Origin of the sequence: Changchengzhania lutea (assembly GCF_006974145.1) — a bacterium.
GTDB lineage: Bacteria > Bacteroidota > Bacteroidia > Flavobacteriales > Flavobacteriaceae > Changchengzhania > Changchengzhania lutea.
In genome coordinates, this window is record NZ_CP039456.1 from 2,577,330 (window position 1) to 2,597,967 (window position 20,638).

General features: G+C 35.4%; 16 protein-coding genes and 1 riboswitch. Of the genes, 14 read left to right on the forward strand and 2 right to left on the reverse strand.

The genetic code is table 11. From position 1 onward, the window contains the following. The first annotated feature begins 197 nt into the window (after positions 1–197). The 9 genes from proC (at position 198) to FAF07_RS11655 (ending at position 9,177) form a co-directional block, all read left to right on the forward strand. A complete protein-coding gene (gene proC / locus FAF07_RS11615) occupies positions 198–992 on the forward strand; it encodes a pyrroline-5-carboxylate reductase (protein ID WP_142785258.1) in 795 nt (264 codons plus the stop codon). Between the two features lie 2 nt (positions 993–994). Continuing rightward, positions 995–2,155, forward strand: a complete 1,161-nt coding sequence (locus FAF07_RS11620; protein WP_142785259.1) for an aspartate aminotransferase family protein — start codon at positions 995–997, stop codon at positions 2,153–2,155. An 80-nt stretch (positions 2,156–2,235) separates the two neighbouring features. Continuing rightward, positions 2,236–3,429 (forward strand): glutamate-5-semialdehyde dehydrogenase, encoded by a 1,194-nt coding sequence (locus FAF07_RS11625; protein ID WP_142785260.1) that lies wholly within the window; start codon positions 2,236–2,238, stop codon positions 3,427–3,429. A gap of 2 nt (positions 3,430–3,431) precedes the next feature. Further along, the gene (gene proB, locus FAF07_RS11630; RefSeq protein WP_142785261.1) at positions 3,432–4,193 is read left to right on the forward strand and encodes a glutamate 5-kinase; all 762 of its coding nucleotides are present in this window, start codon (positions 3,432–3,434) and stop codon (positions 4,191–4,193) included. A 47-nt stretch (positions 4,194–4,240) separates the two neighbouring features. Beyond that, positions 4,241–5,179 carry a Rossmann-fold NAD(P)-binding domain-containing protein gene (locus FAF07_RS11635; protein ID WP_142785262.1) on the forward strand — a complete coding sequence of 313 codons (939 nt, stop codon included), beginning with the start codon at positions 4,241–4,243 and terminating at the stop codon, positions 5,177–5,179. Between the two features lie 48 nt (positions 5,180–5,227). Continuing rightward, positions 5,228–6,004 carry an acetylglutamate kinase gene (gene argB, locus FAF07_RS11640; RefSeq protein ID WP_142785263.1) on the forward strand — a complete coding sequence of 259 codons (777 nt, stop codon included), beginning with the start codon at positions 5,228–5,230 and terminating at the stop codon, positions 6,002–6,004. Beyond that, positions 6,001–7,062: a M20 family metallo-hydrolase gene (locus FAF07_RS11645; protein WP_142785264.1), complete on the forward strand. Its 1,062-nt coding sequence runs from the start codon at positions 6,001–6,003 to the stop codon at positions 7,060–7,062. Before argB ends, FAF07_RS11645 begins: the two co-directional genes overlap by 4 nt. A gap of 184 nt (positions 7,063–7,246) precedes the next feature. Next, positions 7,247–8,521 (forward strand): argininosuccinate lyase, encoded by a 1,275-nt coding sequence (gene argH, locus FAF07_RS11650; RefSeq protein WP_142785265.1) that lies wholly within the window; start codon positions 7,247–7,249, stop codon positions 8,519–8,521. Between the two features lie 383 nt (positions 8,522–8,904). Continuing rightward, positions 8,905–9,177, forward strand: coding sequence for a hypothetical protein (locus FAF07_RS11655; RefSeq protein WP_142785266.1), 273 nt, complete (start codon positions 8,905–8,907; stop codon positions 9,175–9,177). A gap of 145 nt (positions 9,178–9,322) precedes the next feature. Here FAF07_RS11655 and leuB read toward each other — a convergent pair whose 3' ends face one another. Next, positions 9,323–10,441 carry a 3-isopropylmalate dehydrogenase gene (gene leuB / locus FAF07_RS11660; protein WP_142785267.1) on the reverse strand — a complete coding sequence of 373 codons (1,119 nt, stop codon included), beginning with the start codon at positions 10,439–10,441 and terminating at the stop codon, positions 9,323–9,325. Further along, positions 10,442–11,617: a 2-isopropylmalate synthase gene (locus FAF07_RS11665; protein ID WP_142785268.1), complete on the reverse strand. Its 1,176-nt coding sequence runs from the start codon at positions 11,615–11,617 to the stop codon at positions 10,442–10,444. It lies immediately after the preceding gene. A gap of 148 nt (positions 11,618–11,765) precedes the next feature. Between FAF07_RS11665 and FAF07_RS11670 the strand changes: the two genes are divergently transcribed. The 5 genes from FAF07_RS11670 (at position 11,766) to FAF07_RS11690 (ending at position 20,352) form a co-directional block, all read left to right on the forward strand. After that, on the forward strand, positions 11,766–13,313 hold the full coding sequence (locus FAF07_RS11670; protein ID WP_142785269.1) for a hypothetical protein: 1,548 nt from the start codon (positions 11,766–11,768) through the stop codon (positions 13,311–13,313). 92 nt (positions 13,314–13,405) lie between these two features. Continuing rightward, a riboswitch (SAM riboswitch) is annotated at positions 13,406–13,525 on the forward strand. A 168-nt stretch (positions 13,526–13,693) separates the two neighbouring features. Beyond that, entirely contained in the window at positions 13,694–14,968 is a 1,275-nt protein-coding gene (locus FAF07_RS11675; protein WP_142785270.1) for an O-acetylhomoserine aminocarboxypropyltransferase/cysteine synthase family protein, read from the forward strand. Between the two features lie 54 nt (positions 14,969–15,022). Next, on the forward strand, positions 15,023–18,421 hold the full coding sequence (gene thrA / locus FAF07_RS11680; RefSeq protein ID WP_142785271.1) for a bifunctional aspartate kinase/homoserine dehydrogenase I: 3,399 nt from the start codon (positions 15,023–15,025) through the stop codon (positions 18,419–18,421). A 37-nt stretch (positions 18,422–18,458) separates the two neighbouring features. Then, complete coding sequence (locus tag FAF07_RS11685; RefSeq protein ID WP_142785272.1) at positions 18,459–19,631, forward strand: trans-sulfuration enzyme family protein; 1,173 nt, start codon at positions 18,459–18,461, stop codon at positions 19,629–19,631. Positions 19,632–19,878: 247 nt separating this feature from the next. After that, positions 19,879–20,352, forward strand: coding sequence for a hypothetical protein (locus tag FAF07_RS11690; protein ID WP_142785273.1), 474 nt, complete (start codon positions 19,879–19,881; stop codon positions 20,350–20,352). Positions 20,353–20,638 lie beyond the last annotated feature (286 nt).

Sequence of the window (20,638 nt, forward strand, 5' to 3'; positions counted from 1 at the left end):
AACCGCAAACCATTCCCCTCCTTCGGAGGGGTTAGGGGAGGATTTAGAGTAAGAGTGGTGCGTTAGGGATTGAAGTGGAAAGCCCGCAACGAGGTACGAGCGAGGACTTGGAACGTAAAGCGCGACCCTTGTGGTAACGCCCAAAAAGAATAATAATAAAGATTCCTTCCTTCGAGGGAATAATAAAGATAGAACACATGAAAATAGCCATTATAGGAACAGGAAATTTAGGAAGCTCCATAGCAAAAGGACTGATTAATAACAAGTCGTTTACATCACTGTATTTAAGTGATAAAAATACGTCAGCAGTCAAAGCTTTTGAAAACGAGGATTATGTCACGTTAACTAATGATAATGGTTTTGCAGTTCAAAAATCCGATATGGTCATTTTTGCGCTTCAGCCCAAACATATTGGCAAGGTTTTAGAAAGTGTTGCGTCAAAGATAACAGAAGATCATGTGGTGATTTCTGTGGCAGCAGGAGTTGAAATTTCTAGAATAGAAGCCATTGTTGGGAGCGATAAAAATATCATTCGGGTGATGCCGAATACAGCAATTTCAATTGGTAAATCCATGACGTGTTTATCGGCGAATGAAAAAGCACAAGATAAGATTGGATTGGCTCAAGATATATTCAATCAATTGGGAACCACCATGGTAATTTCTGAAGATTTAGTACAAGCAGCAACCGTAATTTGTGCCAGCGGTATTGCCTTTTGGATGCGTTTGGTAAGAGCCACCACCCAAGGGGCTATTCAACTAGGTTTTGAGGCAGAACAAGCTCATGAACTAGCAACGCAAACCTGTTATGGGGCAGCTAGTTTATTAATTGAATCGGGGAGACACCCTGAACAAGAAATAGATCGTGTAACCACACCAAGTGGTTGTACTATTGAAGGTTTAAATGCTATGGAACACCAGGGACTAAGCTCTGCTTTAATACAAGGTATTTTGGCGTCGTTCGAGAAAATTAATCAACTAAAAAAGAATTAAAAATGCCATTATTTGACGTTTATCCATTATATAATATAACGCCTGTTTCGGGGAAAGATGTACATGTTTACGATGAAAATGGAACGGAATATTTAGACCTTTACGGTGGGCATGCTGTAATATCGATTGGGCATGCACACCCTAATTATATTGAGGCGATTACAAGTCAGGTTTTAAAGCTTGGGTTTTATTCTAATGCGATTAAAAATCCGCTACAAAAACAATTAGCGGATAAGTTAGAAGAATTTTCAGGCTGTGTAGATTACCAGATGTTTTTCTGTAATTCGGGTGCAGAAGCCAACGAGAATGCTTTAAAATTAGCATCTTTTAAAACAGGGAAATCCCGTGTTGTTGCTTTTAAAAATGGATTTCACGGCCGTACATCGGCGGCAGTAGCAGTAACCGATAATGCGAATATTATAGCGCCAATAAATGCGCAACAAAAAGTAACAATTCTAGAATTGAATGATATCTTAGGGGTGAAAGTAGAACTTGAAAAAGGTGATGTTTGTGCCGTTATTGTTGAATTTATTCAAGGTGTTGGTGGTTTAGATCAAGGAACGGCCGATTTTTTTAAACAAGTTTATGCGCTTTGTAAAACCAATAAAACCATGTTTATTGCCGATGAGGTACAATCGGGTTACGGGCGTTCCGGTGAATTCTTTGCGTTTCAACATTATAATGTCACACCAGATATTATTTCAATAGCGAAAGGTATGGGTAATGGTTTCCCAATAGGAGGGATTTTAATTCATCCAAGTATTGAATCGAAATACGGTATGCTAGGGACTACCTTTGGTGGCAATCATTTAGCCTGTGCAGCAGGTTTAGCGGTTTTAAACACGATTGAAGATGAAAAATTGATGGACAATGTCAATGTCATTTCTGAATATTTTATTTCCATAGCGAAAACGATTCCGCAGATAAGAAAGCTAAAAGGAAGAGGCTTAATGCTCGGTTTAGAATTCGATTTTGAAGTTGGTGAACTGAGAAAAAAACTCATTTACAAGTATCATATTTTTACTGGTGGTGCATCAAATAAAAAGTTGTTGCGAATTTTACCACCGCTTACCATTAAAAAAGAACATATCGATCAATTTTTTGAAGCTTTAAAAAAAGCATTAGTTAATATAGAAAACCCAAAGTTGGAAGGTCAAGGTTGAAAGACAAAAGATCGATGATGGAAGACGAAGACCTAATACTAAAAACTGAGACTGACCACTGAAAACTGAACACTAAAAAGATGAATACCTTATTATCCATAGAAAAAAGAAATGCTGTTTTACTTAAAATGGCAGAGCTTTTAAAAGAAGAAAGACAAGCCATTATTGAAATAAATAAAGCAGATTTAGAGGCTTATGATGGCGATGATATTTCAATGTACGACCGTTTAAAAGTTGATTATGCTAAAGTAGATGAAATGATTAAATCGGTAACACATTTGGCATCCCAGGACGATCCGGTTGGTGTTGAGCGTTTTAGTTTTAAACACGACAATGGGATGCAGGTCTATAATAAAACGGCGTCATTCGGCACGGTTTTAATTATTTATGAATCTAGACCAGATGTCACGGTTGAAGCAGCAGGAATTGCCTTTAAATCGGGGAATAAAATAGTATTGAAAGGAGGAAAAGAATCTTTAAAATCGAATTTAAAAATTGTCGAATTGTGGCATCAAGCTTTAAAGGAAAATAGTGCATCAACAGATTGGGTGGAGTATTTGCAATTTAATAGAACTGAAACACAAGCCTTTTTAGAAAACCCCACTCAGAAAGTCGATTTAATTGTCCCACGTGGGGGCGAACGTTTAATTGCTTTTGTAAAACAACATGCAACATGTCCGGTAATTATTAGCGGGCGTGGTAACAACTTTGTGTATGTGCACAAAGAAGCTGATTTAAATATAGCTATGGATGTGATTATTAATGGGAAATCAAAAATCTCAGCATGTAATGCTGTTGATAAGGTTCTAATTGATGAAAATCTTCCGAATAAAAATGAATTTCTCAAAATGCTTATTTCAAAATTAGAAGGCTTTAAAATTGAAGTTTTAGGAGACGCTGTTGTTTCAAATAATCATAATTTAGAAGGGATTCAGTCAAACGATATTTGGTGTGAAGAGTTTTTGGATTATAAAATATTAATTGGAGAAATTGCATCTAATCAAGATGCGATTACAATGATTAACACATATTCTGGAGGCCATTCTTCATCAATTATAACAAAAAACGAAGCCGAAGCGAAACTGTTTATGGAAAACGTAGATACGGCTGCCGTTTATCACAATGCATCCACACGTTTTACCGATGGAGGACAATTGGGTTTAGGTGGCGAATTGGCTATAAGTACGGATAAATTACACCAGCGTGGACCAATAGGTTTACAACATTTGGTAACAAATAAATGGTACGTTCATGGAAACGGACAAATACGATAACCATGAGAAAGAAACGTATATTACTCAAAATTGGATCTAATACACTTACCAAAGAAACAGATAATATTTCTAGAGGTAAAATTGAGGATATGGCGAGTCAGATTGCGAAACTTCAAGATACTTGCAAGTTTATTATTGTGAGTTCGGGTGCTATTGCTGTAGCCAAACAGTTTGTGAAATTAGAGAGTAAACGAAAAGATATTTTTGTAAAACAAGCTTTGGCATCTATCGGGCAACCACATTTAATAAGAATTTATCAAGAGATTTTTAGAGAATATGGATTGTTGACTTCACAATGTTTGTTATCATATTCAGATTTTGAAAAACAGGAAAGTAAAACCAATATTGTAAATACCATTAATGTGTTGGTTAACAATAATTATATTCCAATAATTAATGAGAATGACACAGTGGCCACTGATGAAATCAAATTTGGTGATAATGATAAATTAGGAGCATTAACAGCATCACTTTTGGAGGTTGATTTGTTCATTATCGCAACGAATACAAACGGTATATATACTAAAGAATCGATCGAAAATGGGACACCAAAAACTATCGGATTAGTTGAGGACTTTAGTCAGTTAACAAACCAAGTAGTTAATTCAAAATCCTCACATGGTAGTGGTGGGATGGAGAGTAAAATTGAAGCAGCTTCGGTTACCAAAAAGGCAAATATAGAAACATGGATAGTAAACGGATTGGAAGATAATTTCATAGTCAATGCTTTTGAAAATAAAGTACCGTTTACTAAAATTAAATAACCTGCAAGGTTTTAACAACCTTGTAGATTTAAAAAATAGTTAGAAAAATGAAGAACTACACGTCTATACATGACATCGATAACATCAATTCATGGATTGCCGATGCAAAAAAGATAAAGGCAAATCCATTGAAGTATATCGAATTAGGTAAAAATAAAACCCTAGGGTTGTTGTTTTTGAACTCTAGTTTACGCACACGTCTAAGCACTCAAAAAGCGGCCCTAAACTTAGGGATGAACCCTATCGTAATGAATGTTTCTGGTGATGCTTGGGGCATTGAGTTTGGAAATGGTACGGTTATGAATGGCAAGACTGCAGAACATATAAAAGAAGCAGCAGCAGTAGTCTCACAATACTGCGACATTATTGCGGTAAGAGCGTTTCCAACCTTAACAGATAAAACAAAAGACGAGAGCGAGGAGGTTTTAAAATCCTTCGTTGCGTTTGCTTCTGTCCCCATTGTAAACATGGAAAGTGCCACAGGGCATCCATTACAGGGCTTAACCGATGCGCTTACGATTTCGGAAAATACTAAAGTTGTAAAACCAAAAGTAGTTTTAAGTTGGGCGCCACATGTTAAAGCTTTACCACATGCGGTTGCCAATAGCTTTGTTCAGACCATGCAAAAAATGGATGTTGAGTTTGTTATTTCAAACCCAGAAGGCTATAATTTGAATCCTGAAATTACAGGAGATACCCCAATAATTCATAATCAAGAAGAAGCATTTAAGGATGCTGATTTTATATATACTAAAAGCTGGAGTTCTTATGAAGATTACGGAAAAGTATTAAGTACAGATCCTAATTGGATGATAACCAAAGATAAAATTGGCGATGCAAAATTTATGCACTGTTTACCAGTTAGAAGAAATGTTGTTGTAGAAGATGCGGTTCTAGATAGTGATAGCTCTTTGGTTCTAGAACAAGCAAATAATAGAACCTACGCGGCGCAATTGGTACTTAAAAAAATATTAGAAAACTTATAATAACTTAAAAAGGTTTCTTCTCTTAAGGAGAGGGCAGAGGGAGAGGATATGGAAACATTAAAAATCATAAAAGTAGGCGGAAATATTATTGATGATGAGGCAGCCCTAGAAAAGTTTCTATCACAATTTGCGCATCTTTCGGGGCCAAAAATTTTGGTGCACGGTGGCGGTAAATTAGCAACACAGTTAGCCTATAAAATGGACGTTCCTGTACATATGCTAAATGGCAGGCGTGCTACAGATGCAGCCACTTTAGACATTATAACTATGGTATATGCTGGGAAAATCAATAAAAATGTGGTGGCTAAATTACAATCCAATCAATGTAATGCCATAGGATTTACCGGTGCAGACGGAAACACCATCCTATCTAAAAAACGACTTGTAAAAAAAATAGATTATGGTTTTGTTGGTGATATCGTTAAAGTGAATACAAAAACCATTCGCCTGTTATTAGATCATGATATGACCCCCGTGTTTTGCGCTATAACGCATGATAAAAATGGACAGCTTTTAAACACGAATGCCGATACCATTGCATCTGAATTGGCTATTGCATTATCCGCGACTTTTAAAACCGAACTTTATTATTGCTTTGAAAAAAATGGGGTATTATTATCTGTGGATGATGATGATTCTGTGATAGATTACATGGATACAGGAACCTACGAAACACTAAAAATCAGAAACACCTTTGCAGATGGCATGATTCCTAAATTAGAAAATTGTTATCATGCATTACATGAAGGGGTTTCGAAAGTCATTATAGGAAATGCTACGGTAATTAGTAATAAAGATCAAAAATTTACAACTTTGTATTTATGATTCAGCAATTAAAAAAGGAAGCCATTGAGTTGTTAAAAAAGCTCATCGAAACCCAGTCTTTTTCATCTGAAGAAGACCAAACGGCATTACATATAGAAAACTGGTTTAAACAGCATAAGGTTCTATATAACCGAACCCAAAACAATGTTTGGGCAGTGAATACGTGTTTCGATGCGAGCAAACCCACGCTGTTGCTTAATTCACACCACGATACTGTTAAACCAAATTCGGCCTACACCAAAGACCCTTTTAAAGCTATTTTGGAAGATGGTAAATTATTTGGTTTAGGCAGTAATGACGCTGGTGGCTGTTTGGTGTCGTTAATTGCCACATTTACCTATTTTTATAACCATAAAGATTTAAAATATAATCTCGTTATTGTCGCTTCCGCGGAGGAAGAAAGCAGTGGTCCAAACGGGCTCAATAGCATGTTGGCCGTTATACCCAAAATTGATGTGGCTATTGTGGGAGAGCCTACTTTAATGAATCTTGCCGTGGCTGAAAAAGGCTTGGTCGTTTTTGATACCATTGTAAAGGGTACGCCGAGTCATGCTGCGCATCCCAATGATAATAATTGTATTTATAATACCATTGAAACCTTACAATGGTTTAAAGATTTTAAGTTTGACAAAACATCTGAAACATTAGGTGATGTAAAATTAACCGTCACTCAGATTAAAGCAGGTAAGCAGCATAACGCGGTTCCTGCTGCTGTGGAATTGGTCGTAGATGTCCGAGTGAATGATGCCTATACCAATGCAGAAATTGTAGCTGTTTTGCAAGCAAAAGCGCCATGTGATAGCATGATACCGCGTAGCTTAAGACTAAATTCTTCATCTATTCCATTAGATCATGAATTAGTGAAAGCGGGAATCTCCATAGGGAGAACAACATATGGGTCGCCAACCTTATCCGATCAGGCGATGCTATCTTGTCCAAGTTTAAAATTGGGGCCAGGAGACAGTACGAGATCCCATTCTGCAGATGAATTTATTTATCTCAAAGAAATTGAAGAAGGCATAAATATATATATAGAATTGTTGGAAAACGTATTATGAAACGAATTAAGAATAGAGAATCAAGAAAAGAGATTTGATTTAAGTTTCAATCAAAGTCTTTGTTCTAATGGCGAAGCGGTCTTTTCTCTTTATTCTAAATTTTAAGAAATAAAATTTATGTTGAATCGGGTAATCGTCTAAACAAATCAACAAACAAACAAATCAACAAATAAACAACTAGAACATGAAACTCTGGGACAAAGGCATATCAATCGATAAAAAAATAGAGCAATTTACTGTTGGAAATGATAGGGAAATAGATATTCATATCGCAAAGTACGATGTTATCGCTTCCAAGGCGCATGCTAAAATGCTTCAAAAAATTGGCATTATAACCGTTGAAGAATTAGTTGAATTGTTAGGCGGACTAAAAGTTTTAGAAACACAAATTGAAAATGGCACATTTGTTATTGAGGAGCAGTTTGAAGATGTACATTCTAAAATAGAGTTCGAATTAACTAAAAATTTGGGTGAGGTTGGAAAAAAAATTCACAGCGCTCGTTCCAGAAACGATCAGGTTTTAGTCGCACTTCATTTGTACTATAAAGACAACCTTAATAATGTTAAACAAAAAACACAGACCTTTTTTGAAACCCTGTTAGGCTTAGCAGAAACTTACAAAGACAAGGTGTTGCCAGGGTACACACATTTGCAGGTGGCTATGCCATCATCTTTTGGGTTATGGTTTTCGGCCTATGCCGAACTTATGATTGATGATGTGTATTTACTTAATGCCTCCATTAAAACGGTGGACCAAAATCCCTTAGGTTCTGCGGCTGGTTATGGGAGTTCTTTTCCTATCGATAGGGAATTTACCACTAAAGAAATGGGCTTTGACACCCTCAAATACAATGTGGTTGCTGCACAAATGGGACGAGGTAAAAACGAACGGACTATTGCTGTGGCACTAGGCGGATTGGCAAATACGATGTCACGTTTTGCCATGGATATCTGTTTGTATATGAGTCAGAATTTTGGATTTATTTCCTTTCCAGATGAATTGACCACGGGCAGCAGCATTATGCCACATAAAAAAAACCCTGATGTATTTGAGCTCATTCGCGGGAAGTGTAACAAAATACAAGCCTTACAGGCCGAGATGATTTTAATAACCAACAATTTACCTAGTGGGTATCATAGGGATTTCCAGTTGTTAAAAGAAAATATCATTGCGGCTTTCGAGGAAATAAAAGACATTCTAGATATTTTCAATTATTCTATTCAGCAAATTATAGTTAAGAATATCGATATCCATAGCGATTTATATAAATACCTATTTACGGTTGATAATATCAATACCTTGGTGGTTGAAGGTCAAAGTTTTAGAGAGGCTTACCAAAAAATTGGCGGACAAGTGCAAGAGGGTACCTATGTTCCAGATACCTCAAAACAACATACGCATGTGGGGAGTATTCATAATTTAAGTTTGGATAAAATTAGGGAGAAGTTTCCTAGATAGGAATTTACTTTGTTTTTATAGAGGTTTTATACTAACTTCGTTTAGCAGCTGATATAGGTAGTATAAAATATGATTATGAAACAAAACTTATTTTTAACATTATTATTAATTTTTTCAATTAATTCACTTTCTTAAGATTCGAAATTTAGTCTTGAATTAAATTACCCTATTCCAACCGACGAAAATTTTATTGGAAAAAAATTATAATGGAATTATAGACTTTGGAATGAAATATCGTTTTTCAAAGTTAGATTTTATAAATATTGGAGCCTCATTAAATGCTGGAATGCTAAAAAACTCAAAAAGAGGATAGCAGGTAGCCTTTTGATGTTACCAGATATGCAATACAACCAAGAATATTTGTAGAATTGAATTCTAAATCAATGAATAAATTTCATTCTTCACTCGGTTTAGGTTATACATTTATGACTTTTAAGGCATCAGGAATTGATAGTTCTAATCCAGATACATCAAGTTCAAGCCAAGCCGAAAGTGGAATTAACTTGAATTTAGCAATGGTATATGGCATATCAGATAAACTGTTTGCCCAAGTTCAATATGATTTTATAAAAATTGGAGTAGACAACAAAGTGCCAGACATAACATACAATACGAATATAAATATTTTGAAAATCGGATTGGGATACCGGTTATAACTCCTGCTATCGCGAGCGTCCCGCTCGTGACCATTCGAGGAGTGGTAATGCCCAAATAATTGTTTTAAAAGAAAAGAGCACTTGGTCAAAAGTGCTCTTAATTAATCCAAAAATTTTAATGTATTGGGCGACTAACTCAAAATAATTAAATGATAGTGGATTGTCCTAAATGTATGTTTGTAAAATTTAAATTTGTTTCCTCTGGGTTATTAATAAAATCTTCAATAAAATCGCCTACTTTCGATGTGGTCACGTGACCATACTTAACATTTAAATCTGGCGTAGTAATGTGGAGTTTTAATGATTTATCAACACCCTGCCTTACTAATGCTGCTTCATCTTCTAAGCCAAAATGATCTAACAACATCGCCACAGATAGTATGGATGCTATAGGGTTTGCGATACCTTTATAGGCCGCTTTGGTATATGCGCCGTGAATAGGCTCAAACATAGCGTGCTTGTCACTTAAAGATGCTGATGCCAATAAGCCAATAGACCCAACAATAACACTAGCTTCTTGCGATAAAATATCGCCGAACATATTTTCGGTTAAAATGACATCAAACTGGCGTGGATTGATAATGAGTTCCATAGCCGCATTGTCTATAAACATATAATGCAATGCCACGTTTGGATATTGTGGTGCTAATTCTTGAACGACCTTGCGCCATAATCTAGAGCTTTCTAAAACGTTGGCTTTATCTACCAGAGTTAATTTGCGCTTTCTGGACTGGGCCGCTTTAAAAGCTAAATGTGCAATACGTTCAATTTCATCACGTGAATAGGCACAAATATCCGAGGCGTAATTGCCATCATCACTAAGTGTTTTATTTCCAAAATAGATGCCGCCCGTAAGTTCACGATAAATTAAAATATCAGTCCCCTTAATTTGTTTTATCTTTAATGAGGATTTGTTAAGCAAATCTTCATAAGCAATTACAGGTCGGATATTGGCATATAGATCCAACGTTTTTCTGAGTTTAAGAAGCCCTTGTTCTGGCCTTATTTTTGCTGTGGGGTCAATATCATATTTGGTATCACCAATGGCCCCAAATAAAATAGCATCGGCTTTTTTGCAGATGCTTATGGTTTCGTCTGGTAAAGGATTTCCTGTTTTATCAATAGCACTTCCACCAACAAGAGCCGTTTCAAAAGTGAAAAGATGGTTAAATTCCATCGCAATGGCTTTTAAGACCTTTACAGCTTGTGCAGTAACCTCTGGTCCAATTCCATCGCCCGGTAAAACAGCTATATTTAATTTCATTTAAGCAGAAATAATTTCATAATAAACTCGACTTCTTTCTATAATTTGATGAATGTCATCATCATCAACTTCTTTTTTATTATCAGCAAAATCCAAAAACTGCGCATAGATTTCATCTAACTGAAGCTTGGTAAGTTCGTAGCCTACCTTTTTAGCACGATAGGCTAAGGCCGCACGACCACTACGCGCTGTAAGCACAATGGCAGAATCTGTAACACCAACATCTTTAGGGTCAATAATTTCATAGGTTCCCCGATTTTTAATAACCCCATCTTGATGGATGCCAGAACTATGTGCAAACGCATTAGCGCCCACAATAGCTTTATTAGGTTGCGTGTAAATACCCATACTGTCTGAGACTAACTGACTAATACCATAAAGCATTTGCGTGTTTATATTGGTATCTAAATCTAAATACGGATGTTGCTTTAAAATCATCACGACTTCTTCCAAGGCCGTGTTTCCAGCGCGTTCTCCAATGCCATTGATCGTACATTCAATTTGTCGTGCACCATTAATGACGCCTTCTATAGAGTTCGCGGTAGCTAAACCTAAATCGTTATGACAATGACAGGATAAAATAGCCTTGTCAATACCTTTGACGTTCTCTTTTAAATATTTTATTTTAGCGCCGTATTCATGCGGTAAGCAATACCCAGTTGTATCTGGGATATTTAAAACCGTAGCACCTGCTTTAATGGCCGTTTCACAAACACGTGCCAAATAAGCATTGTCTGTTCTTCCAGCGTCTTCGGCATAAAATTCTACATCTTCAACAAATGATTTGGCGTATTTTACAGCCTTAAAAGCGCGTTCGAGCACAGCGTCTTGGTTCGATTTAAATTTATATTTTATATGGGAATCTGACGTGCCAATCCCAGTATGGATTCTTGGTTTTTTAGCATATTTCAACGCCTCAGCTGCAACTTTTATATCATTTTCAACCGATCGTGTTAACCCACAAACCGTAGCATGCTTCACAAGCTTTGAAATGGCTTCAACCGATTTAAAGTCACCAGGACTAGATACCGGAAATCCAGCTTCAATGATGTCAACACCAAGCACATCGAGTTGCTCTGCAATCACTAATTTCTGATCCGTGTTTAATTTACAGCCAGGGACTTGCTCACCATCTCGAAGGGTTGTGTCAAAAATTTGAACGTTCTTATCAGACATTTAATATAATATATTTTCTTATTGTATTACGAATGTATATTTTGGTTACGTAAATTGCATGTTTCATTAAGCTGTTTTTACGATGTTTAACGTTGTTATTGTGGTTTTAATCACCTGAAAAACAATTAATTAAGATTACTTTTATACTATGACAAGAGAGCAAAAAGATAATGTATTCATGCTGATTAAGTCCTTGTCTAAATCTGAAAAGAGGCAATTCAAGCTTTATGTAGGCAGATTGGGGGTTAATGAAGATTCGAAATTCTTGATGCTTTTCAATATTCTTGACAAACTTGCAACCTATGATGAAGCGGTTATTCTTAAAAAAGGCATTGTAAAAAAGCAACAACTTTCTAATTTAAAAGCACATTTATACAAACAGGTTTTAATTAGTTTAAGACTGAGTCCGTCACATCAAAATATAAGAATTCAAATTCGTGAACAATTAGATTTTGCAACTATTTTATACCATAAAGGGCTCTATAAGCAAGGTTTGAAAATTTTAGATAAAGCAAAAACCTTGGCCATCGCTAACGAAGAGAAAAATGTGGCTTATGAGATTGTGGAATTGGAGAAAGTAATTGAATCCCAATACATTACAAGAAGCTTGAGCAATAGGGCCGATGTGCTTTCTATTCAGGCTAAAGAGCTGAGTCAGCAAAATGTGATGGCCAGTAAACTCTCCAATCTATCGCTGCAATTATACGGCTTGTTCTTAAAAACCGGATATATAAAAAATGATAAAGAATATAAACGCGTAACCAAATATTTTAATGCGCGACTACCAAAATACAATCTGGAAACCTTAGGGTTTAGAGAAAAATTATGGCTTTACAAAGCGTATTTGTGGTATAGTTTTTTAACACTCGATTTTTTATCATGCTACAAATATGCTTCAAAATGGGTGAATTTGTTTTATGAGAATAAAGATATGATTATTTTAAATCCAGTCTTTTTTCTAAGAGGTCACCACTACTTGCTGGAAGCTTTATTCTATTTACGTCACTATAAAAAATTCAAGGAAACGCTCTTTAAATTAGAGGCAGTTACCAATGAAAAATGGTTTCCAGTGGATGATAATGTTGACGGTTTAGCCTTTCTTTATATCTACAACAACAAGTTTAATTTGCATTTTATTGAAGGTAGTTTTCATGAAGGTTTACCGTTAATTGATGATGTTTTAGGACGTTTAAAGAACTACAAAGACCGCATAGATGAGCACCATATTATGGTCTTTTATTACAAAATTGCGAGCATGTATTTTGGTGCCGGTGAGCATAAAAAATGTATCGTATTTTTAGAAAAAATCATTAGTAATAAATCACTACAGATGCGTGAAGATTTACTTTGCTTCGCGCGTTTATTAAATTTGGTCGCACATTATGAAGCTGGTTTGGATTACAATTTAGATGTACTCATTAAAAGTACCTATAAGTTTTTAATCAAGATGGAAGATTTGTATGAAGTACAAAAAGAATTCATCAAATTTTTACGTGGTTTAGGCGATATCTATCCACATGAGGTCAAAGCAGAATTTATCAAGTTGCACAAAAAATTAAAGGAATTTGAAGATGATCCATATCAAAGCAGGGCGTTCTTATATTTGGATATTATTTCTTGGTTAGAATCCAAAATTGAAAATAGGGCTATAAGCCTCGTTATCAGTGATAAATTTCGAAATAATTTGCACCGATAGTTAAAAGAAATAAAATTTTTTTTAAAAAAAATTAGGATTTTAACTTTTTCTGACTGAATATTTGTACTCACAAAGTTCAATGACTTATTGAAATGTTATCAAGAAAGGCGGAGGGATTAGACCCTGTGAAACCTTAGCAACCCTTTACTCGTAAAGAAGGTGCTAAATTCTACTTAAACAACTAAGAAATTAGTATTTTAGATAGATAACCTAACGAAAATACACACTGTATTTTCTAAAAATTTTCTTTTTAACATTTTTCTATTAAGTACGATTCGAAAGGATTGATTTATTATTAACCAATAGCCTTTTTACCTCTCCAAAGGAGAGGTCAGAAATATTTATAATATTTCTGGGTGAGGCTTAAAAAATTTAGAAAAATGAGTACACATCAATTAGCAACAAACGCATTACACGCAGGACACGATTTTACAGCACACGGCGGCACGCGAGCGGTTCCTATTTATCAAACCACATCTTATGTTTTTAATGATTCTGATCATGCGGCCAATTTATTTTCATTACAGGAATTAGGGTTTATTTATACCCGCTTAAACAACCCAACCAATCAAATTTTACAAGATAGATTGGTGGCGCTCGAAGGAGGCATCGGTGCTGTGGTTTTTGCATCGGGAACAGCAGCTATTTCAACAGGATTACTAACCTTATTGAAAGCGGGCGATCATATCGTGGCATCAAGTAGTCTGTATGGGGGAACTTATAATTTACTAAGTGTCACCTTACCCAGATTTGGTATCACAACCACCTTTGTAGATGCCACAAATCCAGATAATTTTGCCTCGGCAGTGCAGGATAATACGCGCGCTTTTTTCGTGGAATCTTTGGGGAATCCAAAACTAGATGTGTTAGATATAGAAGCTATTGCGGTACATTCCAAAAAAGCAGAGGTTCCTTTTATTGTTGACAATACGGTAGCCACTCCAGCCTTGTTAAATCCGATTAAGCACGGTGCCAATATTGTGATTCACTCCCTAACAAAATACATTGGAGGTCAAGGAAATTCTATTGGCGGTGCTATTATTGATGCCGGAACCTTTGATTGGACCAACGGTAAATTTCCAGAATTCACAGAGCCATCTGCTGGATATCACGGCCTCGTTTACAGCGAAGCCTTAGGTGCTGCAGCCTATACTTTTAAATTAATTTTAGAGGGTCTTAGAGATTTAGGTGGCGCGATGAGCCCATTCAATGCATTTCAAATCATTCAGGGATTAGAAACCTTACCTATCAGAATTAAGCAGCATAGCGAAAATGCGTTGGCTATTGCCAAATGGTTAGAAACTCAAGATGAAGTCGCGTGGGTAAATTATCCAGGTTTGGACTCTAGCAAATACAAAGCCTTAGCAGATAAATACCTGCCTAAAGGACAAAGTGGGATTGTGACCTTTGGTGCCAAGGGAGGTTTTGATGCCGCAAAAAAGATAGCAGATAATACCAAGTTATTTTCATTACTGGCTAATATTGGTGATACAAAATCTCTGATTATTCATCCAGCAAGTACCACCCACCAACAATTAAATGATGCCGAACAGGCTTCGGCAGGGGTTACGGGAGATTTAATCCGATTGTCTGTCGGCATTGAAGATCTTGAAGATCTAAAAGCCGATTTAAAAGAAGCATTTAAAACCATTTAATATGTAATCCTGCAAGGTTTCAAAACCCTTGTAGCTATAAAATATAAATAACAGTTGAAAGAATCGCTATCACATATCACCATTTCAAACTTTATTACCGAAAATAAAGCGATACATCCTGAAATTAAATTAAGTTATCAAGTATTCGGGAAGGCTTTAGGTACAGCACCAATAGTTTTGGTAAATCATGCCCTAACAGGGAATAGTAATGTAGCTGGAAAAGCGGGTTGGTGGTCAGACCTTATTGGCGATGATAAAGTCATTGATACTAAATTGTATTCTGTTTTGGCATTTAATATTCCTGGAAATGGGTATGATGGTTTTATAATTGAAAACTATAAAGATTTTGTAGCACGAGACATTGCAAAACTGTTTTTAATTGGATTAGAAGAATTAAGAATTGAAAAATTATTTGCTGTTATTGGCGGGTCGCTAGGCGGCGGAATTGCTTGGGAAATGGCCGTTTTAAATCCCAATTTTACTGAGCATTTAATTGCGGTAGCAACCGATTGGAAATCTACGGATTGGCTCATTGCCAATTGCCAGATTCAAGAGCAATTCCTTTTAAATTCTAAAAATCCTGTGCACGATGCGAGAATGCACGCCATGTTATGTTACCGTACACCAGCATCGTTTAAAGAGCGTTTTCAGCGTTCAAAAAATGAAGATTTAGAAATTTTTAATGTTGAAAGTTGGTTGCTACACCACGGGAATAAATTGCAAGAGCGTTTTCAGTTGTCTGCTTATAAGTTAATGAATCAATTACTTAAAACGATTGATGTCACAAAAAACAGAAAAAACGATTTTAATGTTTTAGAAAACATAAAAGCTAATATTCATATTGTTGGTGTTGATTCTGATTTGTTTTTCACAGCCGAAGAAAACAGGCAAACCCATAAACAGCTGGCAGTTACGAATCCTAATGTTACTTATAATGAAATCAATTCTGTACATGGTCACGATGCGTTTTTGATAGAATATGAACAATTAGAAAAAATTATAGAAGGCATTTTTGTGCCAAATTCGAAAAAAAGAAAGATGAAAGTATTAAAGTTTGGGGGAAAATCTTTAGCAAACGGAGACGGATTAAATAAAGTGCTTACCATCATTGAAAATAAAGTAAATGATGGCGAAAAAATTACCGTAGTAGTATCGGCGAGAGGTAACGCAACAGACGATTTAGAAGCTATTTTAAATAAAACTTTAAAAGATGAAGATTATAAAGAATCATTGCAAGTCTTTAAAGCATATCAAAAAGAACCTTTAAAAACGATTGATTTTTCAGAAGAATTTTCAATCCTCGATAAATTGTTTGAAGGGGTGAGTTTATTACGTGATTATAGCCAAAAAACGAAAGACGACATTTTAGCGCAAGGCGAATTGCTGTCTGTAAAATTATTATCAGGGCTGTTAAATGAAAGAGGGATTAAAGCTAAGGCTACCGATTCTAGACAATTACTTAAAACAGATAACACCTTTGGTAATGCACAATTAATTTCACAAGTATCAAAAGATAATGTGCGCAACTATTTTAAACAAAATACCGATGCAGTAAATATTGTAACAGGTTTTATTGCTTCAAATTCTAAAGGAGAGACCACTACTTTAGGTCGAAACGGGAGTAATTACTCAGCAGCTTTATTAGCAAATTATTTAGATGCCGAAGAGCTGCAAAACTACACACACGTAAATGGTATTTATACGGCAAATCCAGATTTGGTTGCCGATGCCCAGAAAATTAGGGAACTGTCATTTAGTGAAGCAAACGAACTGGCAAACTTTGGAACCACTGTTTTACACGCTAAAACCATAATTCCGTTAGTAGAGAAAAATATCAGTCTTCGAATTTTAAACACTTTTAATCCAGAAGACGAAGGCACTTTAATTACTGCCAAACCGAGTTCTAAGGAAGTCACATCGCTATCGGTTTTAGATCATGTGGCCTTATTGAATTTAGAAGGCCGCGGATTATTAGGTAAAATAGGAGTAGATGCTAGGATTTTTAGAGCCTTGAGCGACCATGGTATTAGTGTGAGTATTATTTCTCAAGGCTCTTCAGAAAGAGGCATTGGATTAATTATTGATGCAGAAAAAGCAACCCAAGCAGTCATTGCCTTGGAACGCGAATTTGAAAACGATTTTTACTCGCAAGATGTAAATAAAATAGAAGTGGTTGATGATGTTTCGGTCATTTCCATAATCGGAATCGAGCTGAGTTCTTTTCATAAACCGTTTAACGCCTTAATTAAAAATCAAATTACACCCTTGCTATTCAATAATACGGTTACAGGTAGAAATGTGAGTTTGGTGGTTAAAAAAGATCAATTGCATAAAGCGGTTAACGTTATACATGGCGAAGTTTTCGGGATTTCAAAAAAGATAAATATTGCTATTTTCGGTCACGGTGGTGTTGGTGGGGCATTGATCAATCAGATTTTAAAATCTAAATATGAGATTGAAAAACGAAAAGGCATTAACCTAAATGTATTCGCCATTGCCAATTCAAAAAAACTCATTTTAAATAAAAAAGGAGTTAATGAAAATTGGCAAGAGGATATAAAATCAACTTTACAAGAAAGTTCGATCGAATCTATTATAGCATTTGCAAAATCACATCATTTAGAAAATTTAATTGCGGTTGATAATACAGCGAGTTCCGAGTTTTACCAAAATTATGTACCGTTAGTTGAAGCTGGTTTCGATTTGGTGTCATCAAACAAAATAGCGAATACCATTTCACACAATTTTTACACAAATTTAAGAGTTCAGCTAAAAGAACACAATAAGGATTATTTATACGAAACAACTGTTGGTGCAGGTTTACCGTTAATAGATACGATTAAATTGTTACATGAGTCTGGAGAAAATATCACCAGAATTAGGGGTGTGTTTTCAGGGACGTTGAGTTATTTATTTAATAACTTTTCTGTTCAAGACAAACCGTTTAGCGACATTATTCAAGAAACCATTGATAAAGGGTTTACAGAGCCAGATCCGAGAGAAGATTTTTCGGGAAATGATGTGGCGAGAAAACTATTAATTTTGGCAAGAGAGTTAGATTTGCAAAACGAATTTGAAGATGTTACCGTCCAAAATTTAATACCAGAGGCGTATCAAGATATTTCGGTTGAATCATTTTTAAGTCAGTTGGATGTTCTTGACGATGAATTTCAAAAGATAAAAGATAATCAGGAGGAAGGATACGTGTTACGATATGTTGGCGATCTGTCGGGTGATTTATCACAAGATAAAGGGAATTTGGAAGTAAAATTGGTATCTATTTCAGAAGATAGTACTTTGGGACATGTTAAAGGTTCTGATGCTATTTTCGAAATTTTCACAGAATCTTACGGGGAGCAACCTATAGTCATTCAAGGCGCAGGTGCAGGCGCAGCAGTTACAGCACGAGGCGTTTTTGGAGATATTTTAAGGTTGTCAAAACATATAAATTAATGTAGGTTGAGCGCAGTCGAAACCTAAACAAGATAAAATGAGCAAGAATAAAAAGAAATTCGAAACCGAAGCCATTCGTACACAATTAAAGCGTACCGAATTTCTAGAACATACAAGTCCGTTATACTTAACATCCAGTTTTGTTTTTGAGGATACTGAAGATATGCGTGCTTCTTTCTCAGAAGAAAAAGAACGTAATATATATAGCCGATTTACAAACCCGAATACTACGGAGTTTGTAGATAAAATTTGCAAGATGGAAGGTGCTGAAAGCGGTTATGCTTTTGCAACGGGAATGGCTGCTGTATTTTCAACATTTGCCGCCTTGTTAAATAGTGGCGATCATATTGTTTCGGCCCGTTCGGTATTTGGTTCTACGCATACACTTTTTACTAAGTATTTGCCAAAATGGAATATTGAAACCAGTTATTTCAATATTAACGAACCCAAAACCATTGAAAGTTTCATCACTCCAAAAACAAAGATTTTATATGCAGAATCGCCTACAAATCCTGCTATCGATATTATCGATTTAGAGTTGTTAGGAAACATTGCCAAAAAACACAATTTAATATTAATAATTGATAACTGTTTTGCAACACCATATTTACAGCAACCTATAAAGTTTGGGGCACATCTGGTTATTCATTCGGCGACTAAACTCATTGATGGACAAGGCCGTGTTTTGGGCGGCGTCACTGTTGGGGATGCAGATTTAATTCGGGAAATTTATTTGTTTGCCAGAAATACAGGGCCTGCCTTATCGCCTTTTAATGCATGGACACTTTCGAAAAGTTTAGAAACATTGGCGGTAAGGGTTGATAAGCATTGTGAAAACGCACTTAAAGTAGCGGAATTTTTAGAAGCACACACTCAAGTAAATTGGGTAAAATACCCCTTTTTAAAATCGCACCCGCAATATAAAGTCGCAAAAAAGCAAATGAAATTGGGTGGCAATATTGTGGCGTTTGAAGTAAAAGGCGGTATTGAAGCCGGACGTGAATTTTTGAATGCCATAAAAATGTGTTCGCTATCTGCTAATTTGGGAGATACCAGAAGTATCGTCACGCATCCAGCATCAACCACACATAGTAAATTATCAGCAGAAGATCGATTACAGGTGAGTATTACGGATGGATTGGTTAGAATTTCAGTGGGCTTGGAGCATGTAGATGATATTATAAGTGATTTGAAGCAGGCTTTGGGGTAATTGTAGTTTTAGGAAATTTTTTAAAAACAAAAACAGTCAGTCATTTATGTTAATGTGTAGTTGTAATGAAATCGGAAGTCGAATATTAAACCTTATTGAACTGTGAGTTTTGATGCAGATAATCTTATTTTTAAAACACAGGTTTTTATAGATTCATTGAATAAACGAAAATAATAAATAATAATTTTGTTTTATGTAACATACATTCTGTTTTGGGCTACTAATTAATATTAGCACAAATCAAACGATGAGTAATCAAGCTTTGAAACCCACCTCATATAACCTTTTGTACAAACATTTAGAGCTTTTGTCCAAGTTAAATGATAATCATCTAATCATATTTAGACATTGGTGTTTTAATGAGACTGAGTATGATTCTCTAATGGAAAGATTTAGTTTGGAGAGAGCAAGATTAAGACAACAGTATGATTTAGGGTTAAATAAATTATCCAATGGTGAAACATATTCACAATATCAAACTAGATTATTGGATTATGGTCTAATTGATAAAGACGGAATTCGTGAATCAATAAAGTTAAAAAGAGGTGAACTGATAGACTGTTTTGGAATAGGTGAATTTGATTTTTGGACTTTTGATCTTATTAATCTTGGTATTTTGGCTCATAGAACTAATTTCAGCAGTTACAATGGGAAGGACGCTTTTAGTAGCTTATATTTATCTCCTTATGGTAAAAAAGCTGTTGAATATATATTCGAATAATAAATTGAGATTTATATATGATGCTGACTTTGGTTTTCAAACAACACTCTTTCTTTTCATCTTATCAAAAGCCATTTTTGTATTTTAATAGATAAATACAATTTCAACTATCGATTTATTAGGCTGTTAAAACAAAACGAACATATTAGGTACACTCGCTTTTTTAATGTATTTAAGTATTGGATTTTAGTTAATTCCCATATAATGGACAACTTATTCTAAAAGTGCTTTGGGTTTTGCAGAGGAAGAAAACATTAAAAATATTTTACTATTTCCTAAAATACCT